Origin of the sequence: Candidatus Laterigemmans baculatus, from assembly GCF_010367455.1 — a bacterium.
Lineage (GTDB): Bacteria > Planctomycetota > Planctomycetia > Pirellulales > Pirellulaceae > Laterigemmans > Laterigemmans baculatus.
Genome location: NZ_WRPR01000077.1, coordinates 63955 through 88797 on the forward strand (window position 1 = coordinate 63955; position 24843 = coordinate 88797).

Annotated in this window: 24 protein-coding genes; 10 read left to right on the forward strand and 14 right to left on the reverse strand. The window is 64.3% G+C overall.

The window, feature by feature from the left end; translation table 11 throughout:
* Window positions 1–120: 120 nt before the first annotated feature.
* Window positions 121–768, reverse strand: coding sequence for a sigma-70 family RNA polymerase sigma factor (locus GNK13_RS15330; RefSeq protein ID WP_164103435.1), 648 nt, complete (start codon window positions 766–768; stop codon window positions 121–123).
* A 453-nt stretch (window positions 769–1221) separates the two neighbouring features.
* Here GNK13_RS15330 and GNK13_RS15335 point away from each other — a divergent pair, with 453 nt between their 5' ends.
* Window positions 1222–1500 carry a ferredoxin family protein gene (locus GNK13_RS15335; protein WP_164103436.1) on the forward strand — a complete coding sequence of 93 codons (279 nt, stop codon included), beginning with the start codon at window positions 1222–1224 and terminating at the stop codon, window positions 1498–1500.
* A 339-nt stretch (window positions 1501–1839) separates the two neighbouring features.
* Here GNK13_RS15335 and GNK13_RS15340 read toward each other — a convergent pair whose 3' ends face one another.
* Window positions 1840–2391, reverse strand: a complete 552-nt coding sequence (locus tag GNK13_RS15340) for an HNH endonuclease (RefSeq protein WP_390622519.1) — start codon at window positions 2389–2391, stop codon at window positions 1840–1842.
* A 407-nt stretch (window positions 2392–2798) separates the two neighbouring features.
* Here GNK13_RS15340 and GNK13_RS15345 point away from each other — a divergent pair, with 407 nt between their 5' ends.
* Window positions 2799–3350 carry a DUF456 domain-containing protein gene (locus tag GNK13_RS15345; RefSeq protein ID WP_235935204.1) on the forward strand — a complete coding sequence of 184 codons (552 nt, stop codon included), beginning with the start codon at window positions 2799–2801 and terminating at the stop codon, window positions 3348–3350.
* 105 nt (window positions 3351–3455) lie between these two features.
* A complete protein-coding gene (locus GNK13_RS15350; protein WP_164103438.1) occupies window positions 3456–3764 on the forward strand; it encodes a hypothetical protein in 309 nt (102 codons plus the stop codon).
* 97 nt (window positions 3765–3861) lie between these two features.
* Here the strand turns inward: GNK13_RS15350 and GNK13_RS15355 are convergent, their stop codons facing one another.
* Both GNK13_RS15355 and miaE read right to left on the reverse strand, forming a co-directional pair.
* A complete protein-coding gene (locus GNK13_RS15355) occupies window positions 3862–5094 on the reverse strand; it encodes a hypothetical protein (RefSeq protein ID WP_164103439.1) in 1233 nt (410 codons plus the stop codon).
* A gap of 325 nt (window positions 5095–5419) precedes the next feature.
* Window positions 5420–5995 (reverse strand): tRNA-(ms[2]io[6]A)-hydroxylase, encoded by a 576-nt coding sequence (gene miaE / locus GNK13_RS15360; RefSeq protein WP_164103440.1) that lies wholly within the window; start codon window positions 5993–5995, stop codon window positions 5420–5422.
* Window positions 5996–6121: 126 nt separating this feature from the next.
* Between miaE and ftsY the strand changes: the two genes are divergently transcribed.
* Window positions 6122–7144, forward strand: coding sequence for a signal recognition particle-docking protein FtsY (ftsY, locus tag GNK13_RS15365; protein ID WP_164103441.1), 1023 nt, complete (start codon window positions 6122–6124; stop codon window positions 7142–7144).
* 33 nt (window positions 7145–7177) lie between these two features.
* Here ftsY and tatC read toward each other — a convergent pair whose 3' ends face one another.
* On the reverse strand, window positions 7178–8596 hold the full coding sequence (gene tatC / locus GNK13_RS15370) for a twin-arginine translocase subunit TatC (RefSeq protein ID WP_164103442.1): 1419 nt from the start codon (window positions 8594–8596) through the stop codon (window positions 7178–7180).
* A gap of 123 nt (window positions 8597–8719) precedes the next feature.
* On the opposite strand from tatC, the gene GNK13_RS15375 reads away from it, so the two are divergent.
* Window positions 8720–9709, forward strand: a complete 990-nt coding sequence (locus GNK13_RS15375; RefSeq protein ID WP_164103443.1) for a type I phosphomannose isomerase catalytic subunit — start codon at window positions 8720–8722, stop codon at window positions 9707–9709.
* 17 nt (window positions 9710–9726) lie between these two features.
* Here the strand turns inward: GNK13_RS15375 and GNK13_RS15380 are convergent, their stop codons facing one another.
* A complete protein-coding gene (locus tag GNK13_RS15380) occupies window positions 9727–10350 on the reverse strand; it encodes a superoxide dismutase (protein WP_164103444.1) in 624 nt (207 codons plus the stop codon).
* A gap of 115 nt (window positions 10351–10465) precedes the next feature.
* Complete coding sequence (locus GNK13_RS15385) at window positions 10466–12772, reverse strand: diguanylate cyclase (protein WP_164103445.1); 2307 nt, start codon at window positions 12770–12772, stop codon at window positions 10466–10468.
* 243 nt (window positions 12773–13015) lie between these two features.
* Between GNK13_RS15385 and ispH the strand changes: the two genes are divergently transcribed.
* Window positions 13016–13948 (forward strand): 4-hydroxy-3-methylbut-2-enyl diphosphate reductase, encoded by a 933-nt coding sequence (gene ispH / locus GNK13_RS15390; RefSeq protein ID WP_164103446.1) that lies wholly within the window; start codon window positions 13016–13018, stop codon window positions 13946–13948.
* Window positions 13949–13976: 28 nt separating this feature from the next.
* Here ispH and GNK13_RS15395 read toward each other — a convergent pair whose 3' ends face one another.
* The 3 genes from GNK13_RS15395 to GNK13_RS15405 all read right to left on the reverse strand — a co-directional run bounded on the left by GNK13_RS15395 (window position 13977) and on the right by GNK13_RS15405 (window position 17483).
* Window positions 13977–14597, reverse strand: coding sequence for a DedA family protein (locus tag GNK13_RS15395; RefSeq protein WP_164103447.1), 621 nt, complete (start codon window positions 14595–14597; stop codon window positions 13977–13979).
* Window positions 14598–14703: 106 nt separating this feature from the next.
* Window positions 14704–16227 (reverse strand): 3-keto-disaccharide hydrolase, encoded by a 1524-nt coding sequence (locus GNK13_RS21760; RefSeq protein ID WP_235935206.1) that lies wholly within the window; start codon window positions 16225–16227, stop codon window positions 14704–14706.
* A gap of 188 nt (window positions 16228–16415) precedes the next feature.
* Entirely contained in the window at window positions 16416–17483 is a 1068-nt protein-coding gene (locus GNK13_RS15405) for a sulfotransferase family protein (RefSeq protein WP_164103448.1), read from the reverse strand.
* Window positions 17484–18047: 564 nt separating this feature from the next.
* Between GNK13_RS15405 and GNK13_RS15410 the strand changes: the two genes are divergently transcribed.
* From GNK13_RS15410 to GNK13_RS15425, 4 genes are all read left to right on the forward strand, one after another.
* Entirely contained in the window at window positions 18048–18410 is a 363-nt protein-coding gene (locus GNK13_RS15410) for a hypothetical protein (protein WP_164103449.1), read from the forward strand.
* A gap of 316 nt (window positions 18411–18726) precedes the next feature.
* Window positions 18727–18969 (forward strand): DUF485 domain-containing protein, encoded by a 243-nt coding sequence (locus GNK13_RS15415; protein WP_235935209.1) that lies wholly within the window; start codon window positions 18727–18729, stop codon window positions 18967–18969.
* The gene (locus tag GNK13_RS15420) at window positions 18966–20903 is read left to right on the forward strand and encodes a sodium/solute symporter (RefSeq protein WP_164103450.1); all 1938 of its coding nucleotides are present in this window, start codon (window positions 18966–18968) and stop codon (window positions 20901–20903) included. The genes GNK13_RS15415 and GNK13_RS15420 overlap by 4 nt, the downstream gene beginning before the upstream one ends.
* A gap of 16 nt (window positions 20904–20919) precedes the next feature.
* Window positions 20920–21597 (forward strand): NAD(P)-dependent oxidoreductase, encoded by a 678-nt coding sequence (locus GNK13_RS15425; RefSeq protein ID WP_164103451.1) that lies wholly within the window; start codon window positions 20920–20922, stop codon window positions 21595–21597.
* Between the two features lie 22 nt (window positions 21598–21619).
* On the opposite strand, the gene GNK13_RS15430 is transcribed toward GNK13_RS15425, so the two are convergent.
* The 4 genes from GNK13_RS15430 to GNK13_RS15445 form a co-directional block, all read right to left on the reverse strand.
* On the reverse strand, window positions 21620–22102 hold the full coding sequence (locus tag GNK13_RS15430; RefSeq protein ID WP_164103452.1) for an ExbD/TolR family protein: 483 nt from the start codon (window positions 22100–22102) through the stop codon (window positions 21620–21622).
* A complete protein-coding gene (locus GNK13_RS15435; protein ID WP_164103453.1) occupies window positions 22099–22542 on the reverse strand; it encodes an ExbD/TolR family protein in 444 nt (147 codons plus the stop codon). The genes GNK13_RS15430 and GNK13_RS15435 overlap by 4 nt, the downstream gene beginning before the upstream one ends.
* A gap of 2 nt (window positions 22543–22544) precedes the next feature.
* Entirely contained in the window at window positions 22545–23489 is a 945-nt protein-coding gene (locus tag GNK13_RS15440; RefSeq protein WP_235935210.1) for a MotA/TolQ/ExbB proton channel family protein, read from the reverse strand.
* A 248-nt stretch (window positions 23490–23737) separates the two neighbouring features.
* Entirely contained in the window at window positions 23738–24790 is a 1053-nt protein-coding gene (locus GNK13_RS15445; RefSeq protein WP_164103454.1) for a tetratricopeptide repeat protein, read from the reverse strand.
* Between the last annotated feature and the right edge of the window lie 53 nt (window positions 24791–24843).

Consider the following 24843-nt stretch of genomic DNA (forward strand, 5'->3'; position numbering starts at 1 on the left):
GGCGGAACCCGCGGCTAGCGCCCGGCGGCTCAGGGAACCGGGGGCTAGCGCCCGGCGGCTGATGAATAATCCGGGCTAGCGCCCGGCGGCTGATGAATATTTCGGGCCGGCGCCGGCGGTTCAGGAGGGGCGGCGGAGTTGTTCGCGGGCGCGGCTGAGGGTGGGGCCGATGGTGTTTTCGGAGAGCCCCGTCGCCTGGCTGATCTCGCGGTAGCTTTTGCCCTCCAGGTGGTACATCCGCACGATGTGAGCCTCCTGAGGGTCGAGGCGGTTGAGCAGCTGTTCGACGTGATCGCGGTCGTCGATGCGGGCTTCATGTTCGTCGACGCTACTGATCCGGGTCGCCTCGCCGTTGGTCGCGAAGCGGGATTCGCCCATCCCGCCTTGCGAGGCCGATTCCGCCGTGGCGGCTCCGCCAGGAGATGCTGCTCCACCGGATCGGTCCCCGCCGCTGGAATGGCGCGGGGCGTTGCTCAGCAGTCGCCGGACGATGACCCGTCGGGAGACGACCGCCAAGTAGGTCGCCAGCGAGCACTGGCGGCGGAAGCGGCGGAGGATCGCGAAATCGTTTTCGACGAGTTTGAGAAAAACGTCGGCGACCAGATCGTCGAGCGTCGCGCTGTCGAGCGGCAGGGAGCGGGCCGCAGCGGTGTGCCGGGCGACGTGGACCACCAATCCCAGAAAGCGATCGACGAAATCCTCCCACGCCCGCGGAGCACTCTGCAGGCAGCGATCGAGCAGCAGGCGGTCGACGTCCGATAGACTCACGCGGCAGACTTTCGGGCGAGCATCGACGACGCTCGCGGGGAGAAGGGAGTAAGCGAGAAGGGGAAAGCAAGGCGACTGTCGATGACGCCCGTCAAGATGAGAGGCCCGTCAAGCGGTTCGCCGAACACCTAGCATATTAGGTGGGGGGAGAGTCGCTCGCAAGCAAACCGGGGGGATCAAATCGCGTACGTTGACATCGATCCGCACGATTCCTACGATCGATACTCCCGCTCTTCAGGGTACAAGCGAACCACGGGGCCATCCAGCCTCTGGCGGCGAAGGGGGATCCCGAAGAGCGTTGTCCCTGCCACGAAACCGCTCGGCGGGTGGTTGCAAAGCTCAAAATCCAGAGCTCAAAGTTCAAGGCTCGGTAGGCGTTCGTGCCGATACCAGCCCTGAAGCCAACTTTCCACCGTTGATTGCTCGGGTCTATCGAGAGGAAGAAGAAAGACAATGACTCACGTCGTCACGCAGCCCTGCTTCGGATGCAAATACACCGACTGTGTGGTGGTTTGCCCGGTCGAGTGCTTCTACGAAGGGGAAAAGATGCTGTACATCCACCCCGAAGAGTGCATCGACTGTGAGGCCTGCGTGCCCGAGTGCCCGGTCGAAGCGATCTTCCACGAGGACAACGTTCCAGAAGAGTGGAAGGAATACATCGAGATGAACGCCGAGATGGCCGAGCAATCGGAAGTCATCACCGAGAAGAAAGAACCGCTCGCCGATAGCTGAGCGGGCAGCAGCACGTAAACCAAACCCGCAAAAGGGGGCCTGGGTCGCGGACCGAGGCCCCCTTTTTTTTGCGCTCCCACTCGTACTCGTACTCAGCGAAGCGGTACTCGTACTCGTACTCGAATCCGCGAAGCCAACACGTGAAGGCTCGAGTACCGCTTCGCTGAGTACGAGTACCGCTGCGCTGAGTACGAGTACCGCTGCGCTGAGTACGAGTACCGCTTCGCTGAGTACGAGTACCGCTGCGCTGAGTACGAGTACCGCTTCGCTGAGTCGGGGGCCGCGGAGCCCGAGGCTAGCGCCTACGGCTCAAGAAGAGAATGCCCGGTTTTTGACCTCTTAGACGTGCGGCAGGAAGGTTTTCCAGCATTCGTAGCGGGGGTCTTGGATCGGCTGGTGCAGGAGCGGATTGTGCTTGGGCTTGGCCGGTCGGCTGAGCAATTGCATCCGAGCCTGCTGCGGGGTCCGCCCTCCTTTGCGGTTGTTGCAGCGCAGGCAGCAACAGACGATGTTCTCCCACGTCGTTCGCCCACCGTGCGAGCGGGGGACGACGTGATCGAGGCTCAGCTGAGCCGTCGGTTTCTGCTGGCCGCAGTACTGGCAGGTGTGCTCGTCGCGGATGAATAAATTTTTGCGATTGAAGCGGACTGTCTGCACTGGCAACCGATCGAACCGCGTCAGGCGGATGATCCGCGGTGCTTGCAGTTCAAAGCCGACCGCCTGAATGTAGTCTTCGCCGATCTGTTTGGAGGTCGCGTTGAGCTGGCTGACTTCCCGCCAGTCGGCGAAGTCGTAGCTGGTGAACTGATCGCGCTCGAGCATCACGACTTCGGAGCAATTGCGGTACAGCAGCGTCAGCGCACGGCGAACCGAGATGACTCGGACCGCCATGTAGAAGCGGTTGAGGACGAGAACGCTCGAATCGAGCACGCTGGTGGATGAGCTGTCGCCGCTCGACGAGTGACCGTCGATGCGAGTACCTTCGGAAGGACGAGCGTGGACCATCGCGACCGGGATCCTCCAGGGGTGAACCGCCGCGGCAGCGACCTCGATCGCATGGGATCAGAGGGCTGATCGTCGACGTCTGGTGAGCATTTTACCGCCCGCTTCGGAGCGCGGCCAGCAAATCAGGACTGAGGCACGAGACAATTGAAGCGTCAGGGCGTGAAGTCTGCGTGAGGGCGTCGTGAAGGTCTGGAGAGACCGCCGAACGGGCTAGCGGGTTCGGGCTAGTCGGTTCGCGGTGGGCGGGTCGCTGTGGGCGGCACCGGGGAATCATCCGAGAGAGGGGCTTTGAAGTGGATATCGCTGTGGCGGTTGGATGGTCGGCCGGGTTGCTCGTGCTGTGCACGCTCGCCTGGGCGCTGAACCTCGTCTCCCTGCCGGGCAACTGGATCGCCGTGGGGCTCGTCGGGCTATACGCCTGGTTGGGGCCCGAAGCGGGACGCGCGTCGATCACCTGGCCGGTCGTCGCCGCCGTCTTCGCGGTCGCCGTGCTCGGCGAAGTGATCGAGTTTTTCGCTGCCGCGTTCGGGGCTCAGCGGGCCGGAGCCAGTCGCCGCTCGACGATGTTCGCGGTCCTCGGCTCGCTCGGCGGTGCGGTGATGGGAATGGTCTTCGGCTCGGCGATCCCGATTCCGATCGTCGGCTCGGTCGTCGCCGCGGTCCTCTTTGGCTCGGTCGGAGCCACCCTCGGGGCGATGTATGGCGAGTGGTCCGGCGGCAAGACGTGGGGCGAGAGTTGGTCGGTGGGACACGCGGCTTTCTGGGGCCGCTTGTTTGGCACCGTCGGCAAGCTGGCGAGCGGCGTGATCATCTTGGTCGTGATCGCCGCAGCCGTCCTGCTCTAGAGACGCTTTTATCTTGCGGGGCTTTCTTCGTTGTCATTACGATTGAAGTGTGGGTAGTCGCTCGGTTGACGCTCACGCTCGCATTGCTCAAGCCGAAGATTTTGAATGATCCACTACACGTGTGACCGATGTCACCGCGTTATCGAGCTCGACTCCGAAGCACGCTACACGGTCGACATCGAAGCCAAAGCGGTGTTCGAACCGGGGCCGATCAGCTCGGCGGCCGATGACGACGGCGATCACCTGCTGGAGCTGCACGAGCTTCTCGAGCGGCTCGACGAAGAGGAGGAGGGAGGCCCCGAGGCGGATCTCGTCCGCCACCACTTCGATCTCTGTTCCGACTGCTTCAAGGTCTACGCGCGAAACCCCATCGCCCGCGAACTGCCGCTGAGCATCGAGTTCAGCGAGAACTGAAGACTCATCAGCCGCCGGGCGCTAGCCCCCGGTTCTCGAAAATGCTGGGAAAACCGGACGCTAGCGCGTGGCGGCTGATTGACTGAGTACTGGATCGTCAGGGGCTGGTGGAGACCAGCGTGGATTCGCTGGCGGCCAAGTTGCAAAACGCTTCCTTGGCGTCTTGGTACTCGAGCACCGCCACGCGGACGTCGACGGGCAGGCGTCGAATTTCCGCATCGTGGTGAGCGTCGACCGCACCGAACACCGTCCGTTGCATCCAATCGGCGGCGATCCGCGGGGCGGCTAATTCGAGCGCCGTGGCGACTTGATGGAACAGGTTGGGAGTCGAACGCTGGCGGATCGCGTGCTGTTCCCGGTAGGCGACGATCCGAAGTTGTCGCTCGGCCGCGACGACTTGCATCGCCGCTTGGCGAGCGTCGAGGTCGCCGGCGCGGTGGACCGCCACCAGGAACTGCTGGTCGCCCACGGTCGAGGTCTCGAGCGGCATTCCTGGCAGCCCGCGGCGGACAACCTGGGCGGTCGCGCGGACGCGGACCAGCCCTCCTCTCCACGCGGCGGGAACGCGAAGCACGAGGGCGAACGGTTTGTCCCCTTCGAGGACCTGCGTGGGGGTCGCCCGGAGCTTGAAGAACACCCCTTTGCCGCGATTGATCGTCCCGCTGGCGGCGACGATTTCCAGCGGAGCAACCTCCTGGTATTTCCGCAGCTCGGCCTTCTTCTCCCGCACTTCGCCGCCCAGATCGCCGTGGAATTCGCTGTAGTCGCCGGTCACGTTGAACCCGAGCCGCGAGTTGTCTTCCTCGCTCCGCTCGACGGCGATGTCCCCAGCAAATCGGCTCGCCAGCTGCGTCCGCGGGCTGAAGTCGTCGACCCACACCGCCGGGTCGAGGAGGTCGACTTCGACCAGCATCTGGTCGATCCGCGGGGCAGTCGGCGAGGTGATCAAGGTCGACAACCGCAGTTCGACCACGACGTGGTCCTCGAGCATCGAGAGCTCTTCGGACATCGGCAGCACTTCGCTTAAGGAAAGCTTGCCCGGGCCGCTGAGGCTCGCAGCGACTGCGGGAGTCGCCTTGTCGCCGCTCTCGGAATCAGCCGGTTTCGGATTGGCGGCTTGCAGCGCTGCCGTGGAATGCACCGCAGCCGTGGAATGCACCGCAGCGGCGGAATGCAGCGGGCGTGCGACGAGGACCGGCGGGATGTCGAACTGGACTTCCGGAGATCCGGCCGCGGCGAATTCGGTGGGCGCTGCGAGCGATCCGCAGGTGAGCGACGCGGAGGTGAGCAGCAGCGATAGCGGCAAGCCGCTCCAGAAATTGCTGGTCATGGCATTCTCCTTCCCCTGACCTTAAGTCATCCGTTCAACGCAAGTTCTGACGATCCTGTCAGTTATGCGAACCCTGTGCCAAGCAGTTCGCATCCATCGCGCTTCCGTCCTAGGAAGGAGCGTCGGTCGCGGACTCGCAACCGACGCGGGGCAATCCTACGGGTCCGCCGCGCGAAGACAAGAGAAAATCGGTGGCTCCGCGGCGAGTTCCCCGAGCCACGGGCCGCACAAGCCGCAGACGCGTTGCAGTTTCAAGGGGTCGCAGGTGGGGAGGGGAGAAAAGCAGTCGCCTGCGGCTTGCCGTTAAACGACTGGTTCGGGCAAGTTAGCTGTGCATGCGGGGCAGGGGAGAGCCTGCGGCGATGATCGCGGTCTCTTCGCTCGAGAGCTGCTCGAGCCGCTCGCGGACTTCCGCGCGGGAGGCGAAGTGTTCGGCCAACCGCACGTAGGTCGTGTGATGTCGAGCCTCGCTCTCGAACAACCCGCCGTAGAACTCGACCAGCACCGGATCGTCGAGATGCCGGCGGAGCAAATCGAACCGCTCGCAGCTGCGGGCTTCGATCAGCCCGGCGACCAGCAAGCGGTCGACCGCGCGGTGTGGTTCTTGGGAGCGGACCAGGGCGTTGAGTTGGCGGCCGTAGGGGCCGCTCTGGAGTCGACGGAAGCGAATGCCGCGAGCGTCGAGCAGCTCGAGCACCATCTGAAAATGCTCGAGCTCCTCGAGAACGATCCGCGTCATCTCGGTGCAGAGGGCTCGATCTTCGGTGTAGGCGTTCATCAGCGACAGCGCCACGGTCGCCGCCTTCCGCTCGCAGTGAGCGTGGTCGATCAGGATTTCGTCGAGATGGGCGTCGACTTGCGCGAGCCAACGCTGGGTCGATTCGGATTGCAGGTGGAGCACGGCTGGAGCGGGTTTCGAGTGAGGGGGGAGGCCAGTTTAAACCGATCGCCGGTTGCTGGAATCGGGACGGGAGAAAACAATTCGAGGCACGCGGCCTTCAGAAATCCACCCCCGAGCGAGACACCGATGGCATTTTGGCGATCCGACAAAGCGAAACGCGAGGAGGCTGGGACCAACGAGAAAGCTGGGACCGGCGAGAAAGCTGGGGCCGGCGAGAAAGCTGGGGCCGGGGGGGAGGCAGGTTTTCTCGCTCGCCTGCGGCGGGGGTTGGAAAAGACCAACCGCGTCCTCAACACCGACGTCCGCGACCTTTTCAAAGGCGAGGGGCGGCTGGTCGACGAAGAGCTGCTCGGCGAACTCTTCTCGCGGCTGGTGACGACCGACATGGGAGCGGCCCCGGCTCGTCGGATCCGCGACCGAATCGCCAAGGATTATCGCGGCCGCGTCGTGCAGATGGAGGACGTTCTCGGCTCGATCCGCGATGAGATCCGCGAGATGCTGCGGCAGGATTCCGGGGGCGTCGCCTGGGCCGCCGAAGGGCCGACCGTCGTGCTGGTCGTGGGGGTCAATGGGAGCGGCAAGACGACCTCGATCGCCAAGCTCGCCCGCCGCTTCCATGCCCAAGGCAAGCGAGTCGTGCTCGGTGCGGGCGACACGTTTCGAGCCGCGGCGGTCGAGCAGCTGACCGTCTGGGCCGGACGCATTGGCTGCGAAATCGTGACCGGCAAACCCGAAGCCGATCCGGCGAGCGTCGCGTTTGCCACCGCCAAGAAAGCGGCCGAGGAAGGTTTTGACGTGGCGGTCATCGACACCGCCGGTCGGCTGCAGACCCAGACCCATTTGATGCAACAGCTCGAAAAAATCCGCCGCGTAATCGGCAAATCGATCGAGGGAGCTCCGCACGAAGTCCTGCTGGTGCTCGACGCGACGGCCGGGCAGAACGCGATCAGCCAAGCCCGCGGGTTTAGCGAAGTGGCCGGCTGTACCGGGATCGTGCTGGCCAAACTGGACGGCTCGGCCAAGGGAGGCGTGGTGATTCCAATCCGGGAGCAATTCGGCTTGCCCGTCAAATTCGTCGGCCTCGGCGAAGGGCTCGACGACCTCGCCGAGTTCGACGCCGAGAGCTTCAGCGAAGCGTTGTTTCGCTGAGCGGGAAGAGAGTACTGAGTACTGAGTGTGGCTCTAGCGCGGATCGTAGGCCGCTTCTCCGAGCCCTCGGCCGCGAGGCATGAACCGGCACAAACCGATCCCGAGGAAGTACAAGCCGACCATCGGGAGCATCAGCAGCACCATGCTGTAGGGGTCGGCCGGCGTCAGGATCATCGACAGAAACGCGATTACCAACACCGCCATCCGCCAGCTGTTCTCGTACGCCGAGGTCTCAAAGATCCCGATCCGCTGCAGGAACAGCATGACGAGCGGCAGCTGGAAGGCGACGCCGAAACCGAGCGGCAACAGCAGTACAAAGCTGATGTAGTAGCTCAGCCGCGGCTCGAGATCGACGCTCAGGGCCGAGTTGAAATCGAGCAGGAAGTCGAGCACGTAGCGGAGGACGGCGAAGAACGCCAGGCTGACCCCGCCGATGAAGAGCGACACGCTGAACGGCAGGTAGATGTAGACGTACTTCCGCTCGTGCGGGTATAGCCCGGCCGCGACAAAGCCCCACAGGTAATAGAAGATCATCGGGCTGGCGATCACCGCTCCGACGACGAACGAGGCCTTGAGGTAGATCATGAACGGCTCTTCGACCTGGTGCGAATTGAGCGCGGCCTGAGTCCGTTTCAGTTGCAGCTGCGGGACGAACTCCGCGGGCGCCGGGACGTGATCGAGTAGCTCGTCCATCGCGAGCGGAGCGGAGGCCTCCGGTTTTCTTTCCGCAGCGACGGGCGGAGTGGCTGGGGGCTCACGCTCAGCCGCCGGTTCGGATTCAGCCGCCGGCTCGGATTCAGTTGCCGGTTCGGGCTCCGCTGCCGGCTCGGGCTCAGTTGCCGGTTCGGGCTCCGTTGCCGGCTCGGATTCAGCCGCCGGCTCGGATTCAGTTGCCGGCTCGGGCGCCGTTGCCGGTTCGGCTTCGGCTGCCGGCTCGGCTTCGGCTGCCACGCTGGCTTCGGAAGTCGGTTCGTTCTCGGCCGCTGGTTGGAGGGCCCTCGGCTCGGCCGCTTCGGCCGCTTCCGGTTCGGCAACTCCGGCTGGTTCTTCGGTTTCGGCTGGTTCTTCGGTTTCGGCTGGTTCTTCGGTCAGGATGGGGGCGGAGGCGGGGACCGGCAGCATCTGGGTGGGCAGGACGTAGACCAGGTCCCAAGCCAGCTGGTGTTCGAGCATCCAGTTCCGCAGGGCGATGATTTCGGGCGTTTTTTCTTGCGGGTCGTAGCCGAGCTGCGCCAAGCTGCGGTCCGCTTGGTACTTAATGATCGCAGCCCGCAGCGGATCTTGGATCATCTGCACGACTGGCTTGGAGAAGAAGACCAGCGCGACCAGGAATCCGATCGCCAACCAGATCAGGGCCCGAGCCAAAGAGCGGCGAAGTTCCTCGAGGTGCTCCCCGAAGGTCATCGTCGAGTTGTCGAACAGATTTTCGTTGGGTAGGGCAGGTCGATCCACGGCGGGAACAGGAATTCTTGGGGAGGGGCTATAGTCGGAGAGACGCAGAGCTCTAGTTTAGCAGCCAATCGGCAAAATCAGGTCAGCGTTTCCCCTGGAAATTGGTTTCTCAAAGGTGATGCCATGGAACTGTACCCCCTGACTTTCGTGCCGGTCTTCCGCCAGTACATCTGGGGAGGCCGCCGGCTGGGTGAGGTGCTGGGGAAACCGATCGGGCCGGAACCGCGATATGCGGAGAGCTGGGAAGTGGTCGATCACGGCGAGGATCAGAGCGTCGTTGCCGAGGGTCCGCTCGCCGGACGGACGCTCGGAGCCCTCCTCGACCAGTTCGGCGCCGCGCTGTGGGCTGGAGGGGCAAAACCCTTTCCGTTGCTGCTCAAGTACCTCGACTGTAACCGCGTCCTCTCGGTCCAAGTTCATCCGGACGACGCTTACGGGGCGACGATGGATCCGCCCGATCTGGGCAAGACCGAGGCCTGGTACGTGATCGATGCGGAGCCCGAGAGCGTGATCTACGCGGGGCTCAAGCAAGGGGTCGACCGCGAGCGGTTCGCCGCCGCGATTCGCAGCGGCGAGGTGGCCGACGTGCTGCATACCCTCCGGCCGCGGGCCGGCGACTGCATCTTCATTCCCGCCGGTACCGTGCACGCTCTTGGAGCGGGAATTCTGGTCGCGGAGATCCAGCAGTCGAGCGACACGACATTCCGCGTCTTCGACTGGAACCGGCTCGACGACTCGGGCAATCCGCGGCCGCTGCACGTGGAGCAGGCGCTCGAGGTGACCGACTACGAGCGGGGGGAGGTCGCGCCGCAGATTCCCCAGCCGCTGGGGGACGGAGGAGAGCGGTTGGTCGCGTGCGACAAGTTCGTCCTCGACCGCTACACCGGAGTGGAGGCTCGCCAGCTGGCAACCGCCGGCGGCCGGATTCTCACCGCGGTCCAGGGAGAGGGAACGCTGCGGTGGAGCGGGGGTGGTGCGCATGGGGGAGGCACCGTGGCGATGCCGCGAGGCCAATCGGTGCTGGTCCCCGCGGCACTTTCCGCAGTGCAGTTCGAGCCGCACCCGGCCGGAGCCACGCTGCTCAGCATGGGCTCCGGCGGATCTGCGTCCTGAGTCCTGAGTCCTGGATACTACTTGGCCGCTTGGTATCGCTGGTTGACGGCGTCCCAGTCGACCACGTTCCAGAAGGCGGAGATGTAGTCGGGGCGGCGGTTTTGGTAGTTCAGGTAGTAGGCGTGCTCCCAGACGTCGAGTCCGAGGATCGGGGTCCCGCCGAGTCCGACCGTGGCTTTCCCCATCAGCGGGCTGTCCTGGTTGGCGGTGCTGCCGACGACGAGCTTGCCGCCGTCGACGACCAGCCATGCCCAGCCGCTGCCGAACCGCGTCGCGGCGGCGTTGGCGAACTGCTCTTTGAAGCTATCGAAGCTGCCGAAGGTTTGGTTGATGGCGTCGGCCAGCGGCCCGCTCGGGCTGCCCCCTTTGCCCGGGCCCATCAGGGTCCAGAACAGCGAGTGGTTGGCGTGGCCACCGCCGTTGTTCCGCACCGCACCTCGCTTGTCCTCGGGAACCGCCGACAGATCGGAGATCAGATCCTCGATCGATTTGTTCTCGAGCGGCGTGCCGGCGATCGCGTCGTTGACCTTGGTGATGTAGGCCTGGTGGTGCTTGGTGTGATGGATTTCCATCGTCCGCGCGTCGATGTGCGGCTCGAGAGCGTCGTAAGCGTAGGGCAGTTGGGGCAGAGTGTACGCCATCGTGGGGGCTCCTTCGTGAAGTGGGATAGTCCTCTCCCTGGCACGATAGCGAGCCGCAAACCGGCCGAAAAGCACCTGCAGTTCGGGGAGCCGCGGTCCGAGTGGCGAAGGGGGGCTAGGCCTTGGCCTTGATCTGCCCCATCAAATAGGCCCGCAGGCTGGCGATGAGCTGGGCCGAGCAGTCCTTCAGCTCACCCCGCCGGCGGTCGCGGCTGCGGATCGGCCGGAGCTGGACGCGGACGATCGTCTGGGTCCCGGTGATCGAGTGGCGGGAGGCGAAATCGTGCTGCGTCTTTGCCTCTTCGAGCGTCATCCGCAGATCGAAACCGATCCGCTGGTCGGCCCGCCGCCGCCCGCCGGTTTTGAAGTCGACGCTCAACCGAGCCTCGACGTGATCGCTGCCGACGCGGGTGATCTCGGCGCGATGGTCGGCCAAGAACCCGCGGAGTTTCTCGATCGCGATCTCGACCGGCACAGGCGAGGAGATGCGGACTTCGCTCGAGGAGTGGACCAGTCCGCGATCGAACCAGTTGAGCCAGCGGTGTTTGGAGGGGAGTTGGCCGCCGAGCGTGGAGTAGCCGCCGGAGCCGAGTTGGACGACGCGGTTGCGGCCATGGTCCTTGGCTCGCAGCAGGGCGCGGTCGGCGCGGGAGAGGACAGTTTCGGCGGTGTCGCCGTCTTGGTATTCGGTGACTCCGAAGCTGGCGGTGATCGATTTGCCACCGAGCGCTTCGTAGGTCGTCTGCTCGACCGCCTGACGGATCGATTCGGCGCGCGCCGCAGCGGTCGCGTTGTCGCAGCCCGGGCAGACGAGCACGAACTCCTCGCCGCCGTAGCGAGCGACCAAGTCCCCCTCCCGGTTCTGGCTGCCGAGCATCTCGGCAAAGCGGATCAACACCTCGTCGGCCGCCGGGTGGCCGTGGACGTCGTTGACCTGCTTGAAGTGGTCGATGTCGCAGATGATCAGGCTGAAGGGGGCCGAGCCCGAGCGGGCGGCGTCGCTGCACTGTTCGAGCTTGCGATCGAATTCCGCGCGGTTGGCGATCCCCGTCAGCGGGTCGCGGGTGGCCTGCACCGACAGGTCCTGGACACGCTGTTCGAGGCAGGTTTGTCGGGAGGCATCGTGCAGGATTACGACCACGCCGCGGATTCCGGGGGTCGCTTCGAGCACCGAGCAGACCAGGGCGTGGACCGGTACCAGTTGGCCGCTCCGGCCGATGAGGCTCAGTTGACGATTGATATGGCCGCCGCTGCTCAGCCGAGCGAGCACCGGGCAGCGGTCGCGCTGGATCGGCTCGCCCGACTCGTCGCGGAGCCCGATCATGTCGGGCTCCCAACGGTTCCCGCAGACCGCTGCGGCCGAGACGCCGGTGAGCCGCTGCATCGCCTGATTCCAGCGGCGGATCAGGCCATCGTGGTCGACGAAGATCACCCCGTCGTGCATGTTCGCCATCAGATGGTTGTAGAAGCTTTCGCTGTGGGTCCCTTCGATCGAGAGCGGCTGAGGCGATTGCCGATTGGCGCTCCAGCGGTGATCGCTCGCTTCGCTCTTGAATTGGCTCAGCCAACGATTGACCGCGCTGCTGTAGATCGCTTCGGGCTGCACCTCGAGCATCTGGGAGAAGTGGCGCGTCAGCTCCGGATCGAACTGGGTGCCGGCGTACTGCAGCAGTTCGGCGATCGCCCGCTCGCGGCTCAGCGCCGGTCGGTAGAGGCAGTCGGAGGTCATCGCGTCGAACGCGCCGACGATCGCCAGCATGCGGGCCCCGAGCGGCAACGCGGTGCCCTGCGGCAGGTCGCCACCGCGGCGGCTGGCAAACCAGGTCTGGCTGTAGCGAACGATGTCGAGCAGCTCTTGGTCGGTCGTGCAGCCGCGGAGGATTTCCGAGCCGAGCTGCGGCGCGAGGTCCATCGAGAGCTGCTCTTCGGCGGTCAACTTGCCGGGCTTTTTGAGGATCGCATCGGGAATCCCAATTTTACCAATGTCGTGCAGCAGGGCGGCGACCTCGATCCGATCGCGATCCTCATCCGAGAGCGACAGCCGCTCGGCCCAGCCGGAACATCCGAGTGCCACCCGCAAACTGTGGCTGGCGGTCGGGGCGTGCTTGCTCCGCAGGGCATAGAACAGCGCGGTGGCAGTTCCCAGCCGGACCATCGCCAAGCGGTTCTCCACCCGCGCCGATCCGCTCTCGGGCACCAGCGCGCTGGCCGCCGGTGCGAACGCTGCGGCCAAGGGGGGAAGGGCACCGGCACCGACCAACCCCGAGATCAGCCCCGAAATCCGACCCAACGCGTCCCCGCCTCCCGCATCGGCGGTCGAGGCAAAGGCGGCCGCGGCGAGCCGAAAGGAGTCCGCCGTGACGGCCGAAGAGGGATGCAAGATGCCCGCAGGGGAATCGGTCGGAGGGGTGGTATCGGTCATCCCGGTGCTGCTCAGTCGATGCAATGGTGAAACGTTTTCCAGGTCTCAAGAATCCTAGGTCGCGAACCGGGGGGGAGCCAATTTCCGCGAAGGGCGGCTGCGGAATCGTCGCCGACCCTCCAGGATGCGCCTCGAAATCACCCTCCCGGGGGGAGGGTGAAGGTATCGGTCGGTTAGACGACTTCGCTGGGCTCGGTTAGGTTGTAGGGGAATGTCTCGCTGGGCCTTTGTGGGGTGGGAATGATGAAGCTGATCTTGGCGGCGCCGCGCGGTTTCTGTGCCGGGGTGAATATGGCGGTCGAGAGCCTCGAACTGGCGCTTTCCGCGTTCGGTCCGCCGGTCTACGTCTACCACGAGATCGTGCACAACCAGTACGTGGTCCGTTCGTTCCGCGACTCCGGAGCGGTATTCGTCAATGAGTTGGAGGAAGTGCCGCGGGGGGCCACGGTGCTGTTCTCCGCGCACGGGGTGTCGCCCGAAGTTCGCCGCGCGGCTCGCGAGCGGAATCTGACGGCGATCGACGCCACCTGTCCGCTGGTGACCAAAGTTCACACCGAGGCGATCCGCTACGCGCGGGGCGGGTACACGATCATTTTGATCGGCCACGAAGGACACGACGAAGTGATCGGCACGATGGGCGAAGCGCCCGAAGCGATCGTGTTGGTCGAAGACGAAGCGGACGTCGATCGGCTGGAGATCTCGCCCGACTCCAAGCTCGCTTACCTGACCCAAACCACGCTCAGCGTCGACGATGCCAACCGCGTCATCGCTCGGCTTCGGGAGCGGTTCCCGCAGATCGAAAGCCCCGCCAAGGGAGACATCTGCTACGCGACGCAAAACCGCCAGGAAGCGGTCCGGTTGCTCGCCGGCGAAGCCGACGCAGTGATCGTGCTCGGCAGTAAGAACAGCAGCAATTCGCAGCGACTCCGCGAACTGGCGGCCGAGACGGGCAAGCCTGCTTATCTGGTCGACGGTCCCCAGGATCTAGACGCGGCGAACTTCGACCGCGATATGACGCTCCTGATGACCGCCGGTGCGAGTGCTCCCGAGTCGGTCGTCGAGGCGACGATGGCGTGGCTCGACCAACAGTTCGGGATCGAGGTCGAGACCCGAGTCGTCCGCACCGAGCAGGTCCACTTTCCGCTCCCCCAGCCCCTCCGCGAATTCGCCAAGTAAGTACGTCAGGCTGGAAAGCCTGACGTATCTAGGCGGAGGAGTGGACTCGCTTGACCCACTGCCGGCGCTTCACGATCCAGCCGACGATGGCGACCACCACGGCGACGCCGACGACCGTCGAGACCGGGCCGAGGTACTGGCCGACCTGTTCGTAGTGCTGGCCTAGCCAGAGCCCGAGAAAGGCGAGCACCGTGGTCCAGATGGCCGTCCCGAACATCGTCCAGGCCAGAAAGCCGACCAGGTTCATCCGAGCGATCCCGGCGGGGATGGAAATGTAGGATCGCAGCCCGGGAATCACGCGGCAGATGAACACGGCCCACCAGCCGTGCCGGTTGAACCACTGGTCCGCCCGCTCGATGTTTTTTGCCGAGACCATCAACCACCGACCGTGACGGTCGGCCAGCCGCTTGATTCGCTTCAGCCCCAGGGCTCGTCCGAGATAGTACAGCGGCAGCTGGCCGATGACCGAGCCGGCAGCACCGCTGAGGATTACTCCCCAGAGCGTCAGCTGCCCTTCGGCGGCCGCGAAGCCGGCGGCCGGCATGATCAGTTCCGAGGGGATCGGTGGGAAGACGTTTTCCAGGAACATCAGGAAGGCGATCCCCGGATAGCCCATCGTCTCCATGACCGAGTTGATCCAGTCTTTCATTATATCACCCTCCCGCTGGGAGGGTCGCGAGGAACGAGCGGGGAGGGCGAAAGGCGACTAAGATCGCCTCTCTTGCAATCGCTGTTCCGGCGGTCGAGCCAGCCGCCTAGGGGGCCTGCTGCGGTGCGATCCGCAGGCTGCGGAAGCGGACGTCGGTCCCGGGGTCGTGGGCCTGCAGCATGATCGTCCCAGCCTCGAGTCGTCGACCGCGACGAGGATTCTCATTCGGCTCGCGGGTGTCCCGCCATTCGCAGACTTGCAGCCCATTGACCCAGGCGGAGATCTCCGCCCCGTGGGCGACCAGCATCAGCGTGAACCATTCGGCGTTGTCGGCCGCGATGATCCGTGCGTCTTGGCGACGGAAGATCCCGCCGGTCCCGCAGTCGGCCGGGCGGAGCGGGTTGCCGTCGATCGCGTCGTTGTTGATCTGGCACTCGTAGCCCATCAACGTGTCGCCCGGGATGCAGCGGAAGAAGATCCCCGAGTTCTGTTTCGGGCCAGCCGTTTTGACTTCGGCTAGGAGCGCAAAGTCCGCGAACTCCTCCCGCGTTTCCAGCTGACCCAAGCCGCCGAGGACGTGCAGATTCCCCTCGGCATCGAGCTCGAACTTGCCCTCCATCTCCGGGTACCGCTTCCACTGAGCCAGCGGATCGTCTCCCGTTTCCACCTCCGCAGCTTCCCCGTTGGCAACTTCCCCGTCCGTCGCGTTCTCCTCAGCGTCTTCCGTGTTCTCAGCGTCTTCCGTGTTCTCGGTGTCCTCGGTGCTCTCTGTGGCTTCCTGCTCGTTCGCTTCCGTCTTCTCAGTGGCGTTGTCACTCGCAGCGGCTGCGAACAGCGGGCGGAAGCCGAGCGGGCGGAGTCGAATGTTGCGGAAGGCGATTCGGCCTTCGTTGTGCTGCAGCGCGATGCGGCCCGCCGGCAGCGGCATCGGATCGGTCCAGCTGTACAACTCGCGGTCGTCCAGTCGCACAGTCACCGTGTCGCCTTCGACCCGAACGTCGAAGGTATGCCAGGCGGCGGGATCGAAGTCGCCGAGCTCGTCTCGCTCGAGCTTCCGCCGACCCACCAGGGAGCCGGTCGGGAAAGGATTCGCCGGCGGGGCAATATTCAGCTCGTAGCAGTCGGTCGCCGGGTTCTCGGGGACCAGCGGTGAGCGGAGGAAAATTCCGCTGTTGGTCTCCGCTTCGGCCTGAAACTCCACTCGCAGTTCGTAATCCCGCCAGTTGAGCGACGTGCAGAGCAGGCTCGGCTCACCTCCGTCGACGACGATCTGCTCGTCTTCGATCCGCCAGTTCGCCGCTCCGGCCATCTGCCAGCCGTAGAGCGTGTGTCCGTCGAACAGCCGAATCCAGCCCTCACGCGTTTCCGCGTCGGGCAATCGCATCGCCAGCAACGCTTCGGCGTCGAGCTCGAACACCGGCGGCGTCGGCTCGGCAGGTTCCTCGGCAGCGGCCGTTTTCGGCTCGGCCGTTCCCGACTCGGGCGTTGCCGCTTCCGGCGCTGCCGACTCAGGTATCACCGGTTCAGCGGCCGGTTCGTTTTCGGCTCGCTTGGAACAGCCGGTGATCGAAAGGGTGAGCAGCCCGACGGCGAGCCACCACGACGAGAGCGGACGGGCGAGAGACTTCATGGCACTTTAGAAAAATCAAAGGAGAAAAAGGAGGGATTGTAGCATCCGCCGTTACCGCGCTAGGCCGGTTGCTTCATCAGCCGCCGGGCGCTAGCCCCCGGTTTCTGAAAAACGCTGTGAGAACCGGACGCTAGCGCGTGGCGGCTGATTGAACGCAATGTTCGAGAAGACCGGATGATTCACCCGGGCTAGCGGTATCCGTAGCGGGCGAAGTAGTCCGACCAGCGGTCCTGGATCAGGGCTTCGTCTTCTTCGGGCAGGCGGTGTTCGTTGGGCTTGTAGCCGCGATGGTTCTCCTCGACCCAGCTCTGCAGCGGACGCTCGACCGGCGCGAAGTCCCCCAGTTCGAGTGCCTGATACACGTCGCGGAGCGAACCCACTGGGTCGGCGACGAGATCTTCGTAACGGATGTCGATGATCGAACCGGGCGGAACCGCATCGCGGTCGGCGTGGAACGCGGCGTACATCCGCTCAAGACAGCTCAGCACATATTCGCGATCGGTTTCGGCAGGCGGCTTTTGCAATCCTTGGATCAGGTCGAGCGAAGTCCACAGTCGCCGTGTCGAGGGATACAGCGAGCGGGGGTCGCGGGTGATGTGGATGAATTTGGCCCCGGCAAAATAATCGGCCAGCACTCCCACTCGGCCGGTATGCGTGGGGCTTTTGAGGACCAACCGCCGCGGACCTTGGTCGCTGCCGAGCGTCACGGCGGTGAGGAATTGGTGCAGACCGCTGAGCCAACGCCGGAGCGACATCTCGTCGACCGCGGCGAAGTCGAGGTACTCCATGTCCGGGGCGGGCTGGCGCGGGAACGCGATCCGTCGGTAGGGCGAGGGAAGCCCCAAATTCATCAGCGCGAACTCATCCTCCTGCGGCCGGTCCCAGCCCGCGGCGACGTTGTCCATCGGCCGCTTGTTGGGCAGCAACCAGTTGCCGAAGGAGCGAAAAAACCACTCGCTGACCAGAAAATGGCTAGGGGCAAAGCACTGGTAGGTCGTCGGGTAGGAAAGCCGGGGGTCGAGCATCATCAGCTCGTGCAGCAGCGTCGTACCGCTCCGCCAGTGCCCGACGATGAAAATCGGCGGGGCGGCCAGCTCCGTCTGCTCCAGCTTGGCCCCGTGCCGCCACTGCTGCAGCCAGCCGAGCAGATCGTTGATCGGCGTCTCGAGCGACAGCAGCAGGGCCATCGGGACGCGCGAGGGATCGACGCGAAAGCGGTTCGCGCGGAGCAGCCCCCACCACGTCCTGGCTCGCATCCCGTGCCAAAACCGGGGCGCGTAGAACGGATAGCTGTGAAACGACTGGGGGGGAGGGGCGGACGACAACGCTGAGGACAACCAGTTGGGGAAGGGCACGCGGTTGGGGAAGGGCAGAAGGGGCCGACGTCGGGTCCCAAGCTACTTCACGATCGCTTCGGCCGCTATCTCGAAGCCGCTTGAAGAGCGTGTCGCAGTTGCGGCGCGTGTGTCGTCATTGTGGTGACATGGCGGCGGGCTGCGGAGGTCGGCGGAGGAGGGGACGAGGGCCGTTCGGAGCGATTTCGAGCCGCTGCCGCAAACTCCGAACCCCCCCCGGCGAGAAGCTCGGTAGCGAGTGGTAACTCTTTTGTTTCAAGTAGGTTACGAGGTTTCGCCTGGGCCGCCGAGAGGCTGCCGCGAGCGAGCGACGGGGGTGAACGGGAGTGAACTGATGAGCCGCAGTTGGCACGGCTGGCAATCGGTTTGCGTTTGTAAGAACTACAAAGCGAGACGTCGCTGCAATCGGCGGCGACTCCTTCCCGTTTGATCCTCCTCTCTACTCTGATGCGAAGGGACCTTCCGATGTTTCCGATTTTCAAATGGGCCGCAGCTCCGGCTCTCGGTTTGGCGATGACTTTGGCGGGCGAGGCTCCGCAGGCGGAGGCGGGCGACTCGTTTCGCCTGCAACTCGGTCGGTTTGGGATCGCGGTCGACGGGCATCATGGGCACCATGGGCACTACCGCCACTACGACCACCATCGGCACCACGGCTACCGCTCGCACTACCGCGGCCACTACGGAGGCCACTATGGCCACCGCTATCGCGGGTATCACGACACGTCGCACTACGATTACCACCCGCCGACCATCGTGCCGCACCGGGGGCATTACGATTACATCCCCGGCCATTACCACTTCCACCGCAGCGGTCACTACCACCACTGAGTGGGAGTCCAGCAGCCGCCGGGCGTGAGTGCGGATTATTCATCAGCCGCCGGGCGCTAGCCCGGATATTTCATCAGCCGCCACGCGCTAGCGTCCGGTTCTCACAAACTTCGCAGAAACCGGACGCTAGCGCGTGGCGGCTGATTGAAGAAACGTTCGGCGGGAACGGATGAATCAAGCTGGGCCCAGCGTGGAGGCAACGGACTGCGCACCTGGAGCGACGCGGAGCAGGTGGTGGCCCACGGAGGGTTGGGGATCGAGTATCCTCAGCAGCCACTTACTGCAAAATCCGAGTTGTTTCTCCGGCGGTCCCGTCATGCATGATATCTCGCCACGTCGCTTCAACAGTCGGTTGGGGATGGCGTTGTTTGCTCTCTACCTGGTGTTCTATCTCGGCTTCGTCCTCGTCAGCGCCTTTGCGGCCGACTGGATGGAAGCGACCGTGCTCGGCGGTTTGAATCTCGCCATCGTCTATGGGTTCGGGCTGATTCTGCTCGCGTTCGTGCTGGCCATGATTTATGGCTGGGGCTGCCGCAGCGACGAGGAGCCGCGAGCATGATCTACGAACCCTCCTGGCTCGCCGTCGTTGTCTTCATGGCTTTTGTCGTGGGCACGGTTGGGCTGAGCTTTTACTTGGGCAGCCGGGCCCAGTCTTCGGAAGGCTATTTTGCGGCTCACGGTCAGATCCCGTGGTTCATCAACGGCGTCGCGTTCGCTGGCGACTATCTTTCGGCGGCTTCGTTCCTCGGCATCTGCGGGATGATCGCGGCGTACGGCTACGACGGGTTCTTGTATTCGATCGGCTACCTGGCCGGCTGGATCGTGGCCCTATTCGTGATCGCCGAGCCGATGAAGCGGCTGGGGAAATTCACCTTTGCCGATGCCCTCGATGCCCAGTTCAACTCGCGAGGGATCAAGCTGGCGGCGGGCATCAGCACGCTGGCGGTGAGCGTGTTTTACTTGATCCCGCAGATGGTTGGGGCGGGAGTTCTGATCCAGCCGCTGCTCGGCTTTCCCCACTGGGTGGGCGTCGTGCTGGTGGGGGTCGTGGTGATGATGATCGTCGTCACCGCCGGGATGGTCTCGACGACCTGGGTGCAGTTTCTCAAGGGTTCGCTGCTGGTCGTCTTCAGCTTTGTGCTCGTCGTGATGGTGCTCGCCCGCGGGCTCTCGACCGAGGAAGTGAATTCGCTCGAGGTGTTGGGGCCGATGGCTCCGCCCTCGGCGGGCGCGGATTCGATCGCCGGTCGCCGCGTCGTGGCGGCCGAAAGTGGCTGGGAGGAGACGCCGCAGTTCATTCGGTTGGAGAGCGAAGCGGGGGCGGGCTACGACGTGTTCGTCATCGACCCGGTCGGCGAGGAGAGCGAGCAGGTTTATTTGCGTGAGGGGCAGGCGCTGACGACCGCGGCCGACAAGTCGCTGTGGGTCGGCGGCGTTCCGCTCGGGACCGGTCCGGACGAGCGACAGTTGCAACCGGTCGGGAGCGTCACGGAACTGCCTGGCGGGGCGGAGGCGACCGGTCCGCTCGGTCCGCTCGAATACCTGACGACGCTTCAGGAGAGCGAAGTCACGCTGTGGGGGAGCCAACCGGTGCGGCATCCCGATGGAGGCGTGACGATGGTCTATTATCCCAAACCGACTCCGGGGTCGCAGGTGTTGCGGCCGGGCGAGCATCCGACGTTCGCGGGGATTCGCAGCGGCAACACGCTCGACCGGGTCAACTTCCTGTCGCTGATGTTCGCGCTGTTCTGTGGCACCGCCTCGTTGCCGCACATTTTGATTCGCTATTACACGGTCAAGGACGCGGCGGCGGCTCGCAAGAGCACGATCGTGGGCATTGCCAGCATCGGGTTCTTCTACGTTCTGACGCTGTACCTGGGCCTGGGGGCGATGACCAGCGGGGCGTTGGATGTGACGACCAACAACATGGCCGCGCCGCTGCTGGCCCGCAGTCTCAGCCAGTGGTTGTTCGCGATCATCTCGGCGATCGCCTTTACGACCGTGCTTGGAACGGTCAGCGGTCTGATCCTGGCCAGCAGCGGAGCGGTCGCGCACGACTTGCTCAGCGGATTTATGGGGATCGAACTGACCGGCGGCCAGCAGGTGCGAGTCGCAAAAATCGCCGCGATGGTCGTCGGCGTGATCGCGATCGTGCTGGGGATCCTGTTCAAAGAGTTGAACGTGAGCTACTTGGTGGGCTGGGCGTTCAGCGTGGCGGCTAGCGCCAATCTGCCTGCCCTGGTGATGCTGCTGTTCTGGAAACGGACGACGCGGCAAGGCATCATCGCCAGCGTCGTGGTCGGGATGGTCAGCTCGCTCGGCTGGATCCTGCTCTCGGCCGACACCTTCCAGAAGGTCTACGGATTGCCGGCCGATCAGGCCTGGGCTCCGTTCAGCCAGCCCGGAATCGTCACCATCCCGCTTGCCTTCGCGACCTTGATCGTCGTTTCGCTGATGACGCCAAAGCCGAAGGAAGTAGGTGCGGAGTACTGAGAAGGGGGCAGCACCCATGAAGGTCTGTATCGTGGGGGCATCCGGCAAGCTGGGCCAGTACATGGTCCAGCATTGCCTCGACAGGGGCTACCAGGTTACGGGTGTCTGCCGACCCAAGAGCGCTGCAAAGCTGGATCGCTTCGGAGACCGAATCACCGTGGTGCCGGGTTTCACGGACGACCGGGAGGTGATTCAGCGGGCCGTTGCGGGCTGTGATGGCGTGCTCGCGGTTCTCGTGCCGTGGGGTGTCCATGGCTACGCTTCGGGAACAGCGCGAGCCGTTTTGGAGGGTTCCGAGCCTGACTGCCGGCTGGTCTTTTCCTGTGGCTGGCACATCACCAAGGACGGGAAGGACACCTATTCGAAGTCCTTTCTCGTGATGGTGGCGGTCTTTGGCTGGATCGCAAGATTGACGCGGCTGGTGGACATCAAGGATCAAGTCGCAGCTTGCCGGACGATTTTTTGCAGTCCCAAAAAGTGGACCGTCGTCCGAGGGAGTGACCTCGAAGAAGGCGAGAGTCAGGGGCTCCCGGTGTGGAGCCGGCACGTGGGCGACCCCGTTCTCGCAAGCAATCTCACCCGACGCGTCGATTTCGCCCTGTTCATGGTCGAAGCTCTAACCAACGACGCACTCATTCACGAGGCTCCCGCGATCGTGGGCTGTCAGGCACCTTCAGCAGTTGCCCACCAGTGAGGGAGGCGAGTACTGAGTACGCTCACTCGCGGCGAGGCGGGGCGAATTTGATTTTCTCGATCAATTTGACCGGCTGGCCGTCGACCTTGTAGCCGCTGACCGCCGTGATCGCGTTGACGACGTTTTCATAACGGAGGTTGTAATCGGTATCGATTTCGACCTCCGGCCCTTCCCCCGCGGGAACCGGTCCGGCATCGGTGCCGATGATCCCCAGGATCGACGCTCGCAGCTGGTCGAAGTCGGTCCCGAGGTTGTTGTCGTTCAGCAGGATCGAAGTCAGCTGTCCCTGTTCATTAGCGATCAAACGCAACTTGATGGGCAGCTGCGAATCGTCCATCTGACCGGCATCGGTCGACGCCAGCGGCATGCGGATCGAGAAGTCGCCTTCGAGTTCGACGATCTTGAAGGTCAGGATGAAAAAGATCAGCAGCAGGAAGACGACGTCGATCATCGACGTCATCTGCAATTCGACCTTCGTGTCGGGCTCGTGGTTGCGGATCTTCATGACGACAAATCCTCCTTGACCCGGAGGGCGAAGTTTTCCAGGCCTTCTTCTTGGGCGACGCGGATGATCTCTTGGACTTCGCCGGCGGCGACGTCTTTGTGAGCCCGGATGATTACGTTGGCCTCCTTCTCTCCTGCGTCACCTTGGGCGCGAAGCACCGCCAACTCCGAACGGAAGCGGGTGCCGAGCGTTTCGGCCGTGTACTGGTCGCCACCGACATAGATCACCCCGTCGAAGCCGACGTGCAGCACGATCGGGAATTCGATCGGTTGCTCGGGCGGTTTGACCAGTTCGCTGCTGGGCAGTTTGACGTGATCGTTCGCTTCGGTCTGGGTGAAGTTGATCAGCACCATGAAGAACGCGATCAGCTGAAACACCATGTCGATCATGGGCGTCAGGTCGGCTTCGGTCAGTTCACGCTTTTCGGATTTAACGCGCATGGTTACTTGCGGGCACCCTGGGGCTGCACGTCCTCAAAGCGGCTCATCAGATTCTCGCTGGTCACGCCGACCTCGAGCAGCAGCCGGGCGACGCGGTTGCGGAGGATGTTGTAGGCGGCGATCGCGGGGATCGCGACAGCGAGTCCCACGAGCGTGGTGAATAGCGCAGTCGAGATCCCGACCGCCAAATCCGACGGCTTGGGCGTCGATCCGCCGGTGGCGATTACCTGGAACGACGCGATCATCCCCTGGACCGTGCCGAAGAGCCCGATCATCGGGCTGATGTTGCCGATCAGCGCCATGTAGCTCAGCCGGTGTTCGAGTTTCATGCTCTCTTCCTCGCCGACTTCCTGCATCCCTTCGAGCGCTCGGTTGTAGCCCCGCGAGAGCTTTGCCAGGCCGGCCGAGAGGACTTGGCCGAGCACCGACTCGTCGCTGCGGGCCAGGTCGTAGGCCTGCTGGAACTCTTTCTCATTCAGCCGGTCTTCAAAACCTTCGACCAGCTCCTGCGGACAGAGATTGTCGCGGCGGGCGGCCAGCAGGTTCATCACCAGCAGCGAGACGAGGGTGAACGAGAGGGCGAGGAAGACCAGCGTGTAGGACCAGCCGAGGGCTTCGAACGTCCAGGAGAGAATGTTCTGCGGCGGCGCGGCCCCTGCGGATTCTTCAGCTCCCCCGCCGCCAGCACCCCCGCCTGCCGCACCCCCGCCACCAGCTCCCCCGCCTGCCGCTTCACCAGCAGCCGGCTCGGCCGCGGGCACGTCGGCCGGAGCTTCGGCAGCTGGGGGCTCGCCGAACTCATCGGCCAGATCGTCCTGAGCCACCGCCCACCCGGCCGCAGCGGTGGCCGAGAGGAAGCAGAAAACGAGCAGCCGCAGGTAGGAAAAGGGGCGGACCCGCATACTCGTGGCCGCAGCTGGCGAAGAGGAATGAGCACCGTGGGGCACCGGAAGTCTCCGTGAAGGGTTGATAACGTTTCGAGTCATGATCGAATTTTTGAGCCGTAGGCGCTAGCCACTGTCAGAAAACTGTTCTTCATCATCACCCTCCCCCCGGGAGGGTCGGGTTCTTAGGCCCGGGGAGGGCCAGCTAGCGTGATTCACGCTCAAGGCTCGACATCGCCGCCTCGCCCTCCCCGCTCGTTCCTCGCGACCCTCCCAGGGGGAGGGTGTCGTTTTGCGTTTTCTGCGAGAGCCTACCCGCCCCAGCCCGGGTAGCGGCTTTGCAGCTCCTGGCGAGCTTCGGCGGCCCGTTCGGGTTTGCCGACTTTAGGCCACAGCTGGACCAGCTGCGTGAGCGCCTCGGCGTGGGCATCGGCGACGCTTGAGAACAGCAGGTGCGTGTGCAGGTAGTCTAGCAATGCCGCTTCGTCATCGCCGAGCGCCACGTGGGCGGCACCGCGGGCGTTGTAGATCCGGGCGGCGACTTCGGCATCGCTCGGGTTCAGTTCGGCGACCATCGCGTCGACCGCCTGGAGGGCTTCCTGCCCCTTCCCCTCGCGGGCCTGGGCGATCGCCCGCTGGGCCCGCGCCAAAGTTTTCAGGCGGGCTGCTTCAGCCGATTCGAGGTTCGCACCGATGACCTTGTCGAGCCCCGAAATCGCCTCGGCGTCGTTCCCTTGCCGGAGCGACGCGACGGCCGCCAGGTAGACCGCTCGAACTTTCAGCAGCGGGATCGTCGAGGAGCCGAGCGAGGAGTAGAAGCGACCGGCCGCTTCGTAATTGCCGGTCGCAACCGCCAAGTCGCCGAGCAATTCGGCTGCTTTGTAGAAGTGCATGCTCTGCGGGTGTTTTTGAGCGAACGCCCGGAGCACCTTGACCGCTTCTTCCTTGCTGCCCTGTCCGGCCAGAGCGAGCTGGGCTTCGCTCAGGGCCCGAAAGAACAGGGCGTCGGCGTTGATGTAGTCGCGGCGGATCGCGCCCAGATCGACCTGGCGGAGTTCCTCCAGGGCACTTTGGTACTGGCCGTCGACAGCCAAATCGCGGCCCCGCGTCAGCTCGGGCGGATCGCCCTCGAAGTTGATTTTGCGGATCTCGTCGAGCCGCACGTTTTGCGTTTGCGAGCCGACTTTGACGACCACGCCATCGCGGCGGACGTCGGTGATCTCGCCGGTAATCGTCGAGCCGGTCGTCGGATAGACCCGGTCGAGCTGCGCCTGGGCTGTCGACGTCCAGAGCGCGGTGAGCAAGACCGTCGGGAGGATCAGAACTCGGCTACCGATTCGGCAGCCGGCGAGAGCCTTGGACATCATGGAAAAGCAAGCCATCGTGAGAGAGCACCGATAGGAAGAAGAGGAGGGGA

Excerpts from the sequence above, each read along its gene's own strand:
- GNK13_RS15335 (WP_164103436.1), top strand. The coding sequence starts at position 1,222 with ATGACTCACGTCGTCACGCAGCCCTGCTTCGGATGCAAATACACCGAC.
- GNK13_RS15340 (WP_390622519.1), bottom strand. The coding sequence starts at position 2,391 with ATGGCGGTCCGAGTCATCTCGGTTCGCCGTGCGCTGACGCTGCTGTAC.
- GNK13_RS15350 (WP_164103438.1), top strand. The coding sequence starts at position 3,456 with ATGATCCACTACACGTGTGACCGATGTCACCGCGTTATCGAGCTCGAC.
- GNK13_RS15355 (WP_164103439.1), bottom strand. The coding sequence starts at position 5,094 with ATGACCAGCAATTTCTGGAGCGGCTTGCCGCTATCGCTGCTGCTCACC.
- ftsY (WP_164103441.1), top strand. The coding sequence starts at position 6,122 with ATGGCATTTTGGCGATCCGACAAAGCGAAACGCGAGGAGGCTGGGACC.
- GNK13_RS15375 (WP_164103443.1), top strand. The coding sequence starts at position 8,720 with ATGGAACTGTACCCCCTGACTTTCGTGCCGGTCTTCCGCCAGTACATC.
- GNK13_RS15380 (WP_164103444.1), bottom strand. The coding sequence starts at position 10,350 with ATGGCGTACACTCTGCCCCAACTGCCCTACGCTTACGACGCTCTCGAG.
- GNK13_RS15385 (WP_164103445.1), bottom strand. The coding sequence starts at position 12,772 with ATGACCGATACCACCCCTCCGACCGATTCCCCTGCGGGCATCTTGCAT.
- ispH (WP_164103446.1), top strand. The coding sequence starts at position 13,016 with ATGAAGCTGATCTTGGCGGCGCCGCGCGGTTTCTGTGCCGGGGTGAAT.
- GNK13_RS15395 (WP_164103447.1), bottom strand. The coding sequence starts at position 14,597 with ATGAAAGACTGGATCAACTCGGTCATGGAGACGATGGGCTATCCGGGG.
- GNK13_RS21760 (WP_235935206.1), bottom strand. The coding sequence starts at position 16,227 with ATGAAGTCTCTCGCCCGTCCGCTCTCGTCGTGGTGGCTCGCCGTCGGG.
- GNK13_RS15405 (WP_164103448.1), bottom strand. The coding sequence starts at position 17,483 with ATGCGAGCCAGGACGTGGTGGGGGCTGCTCCGCGCGAACCGCTTTCGC.
- GNK13_RS15410 (WP_164103449.1), top strand. The coding sequence starts at position 18,048 with ATGTTTCCGATTTTCAAATGGGCCGCAGCTCCGGCTCTCGGTTTGGCG.
- GNK13_RS15415 (WP_235935209.1), top strand. The coding sequence starts at position 18,727 with ATGCATGATATCTCGCCACGTCGCTTCAACAGTCGGTTGGGGATGGCG.
- GNK13_RS15420 (WP_164103450.1), top strand. The coding sequence starts at position 18,966 with ATGATCTACGAACCCTCCTGGCTCGCCGTCGTTGTCTTCATGGCTTTT.
- GNK13_RS15425 (WP_164103451.1), top strand. The coding sequence starts at position 20,920 with ATGAAGGTCTGTATCGTGGGGGCATCCGGCAAGCTGGGCCAGTACATG.
- GNK13_RS15430 (WP_164103452.1), bottom strand. The coding sequence starts at position 22,102 with ATGAAGATCCGCAACCACGAGCCCGACACGAAGGTCGAATTGCAGATG.
- GNK13_RS15435 (WP_164103453.1), bottom strand. The coding sequence starts at position 22,542 with ATGCGCGTTAAATCCGAAAAGCGTGAACTGACCGAAGCCGACCTGACG.
- GNK13_RS15445 (WP_164103454.1), bottom strand. The coding sequence starts at position 24,790 with ATGTCCAAGGCTCTCGCCGGCTGCCGAATCGGTAGCCGAGTTCTGATC.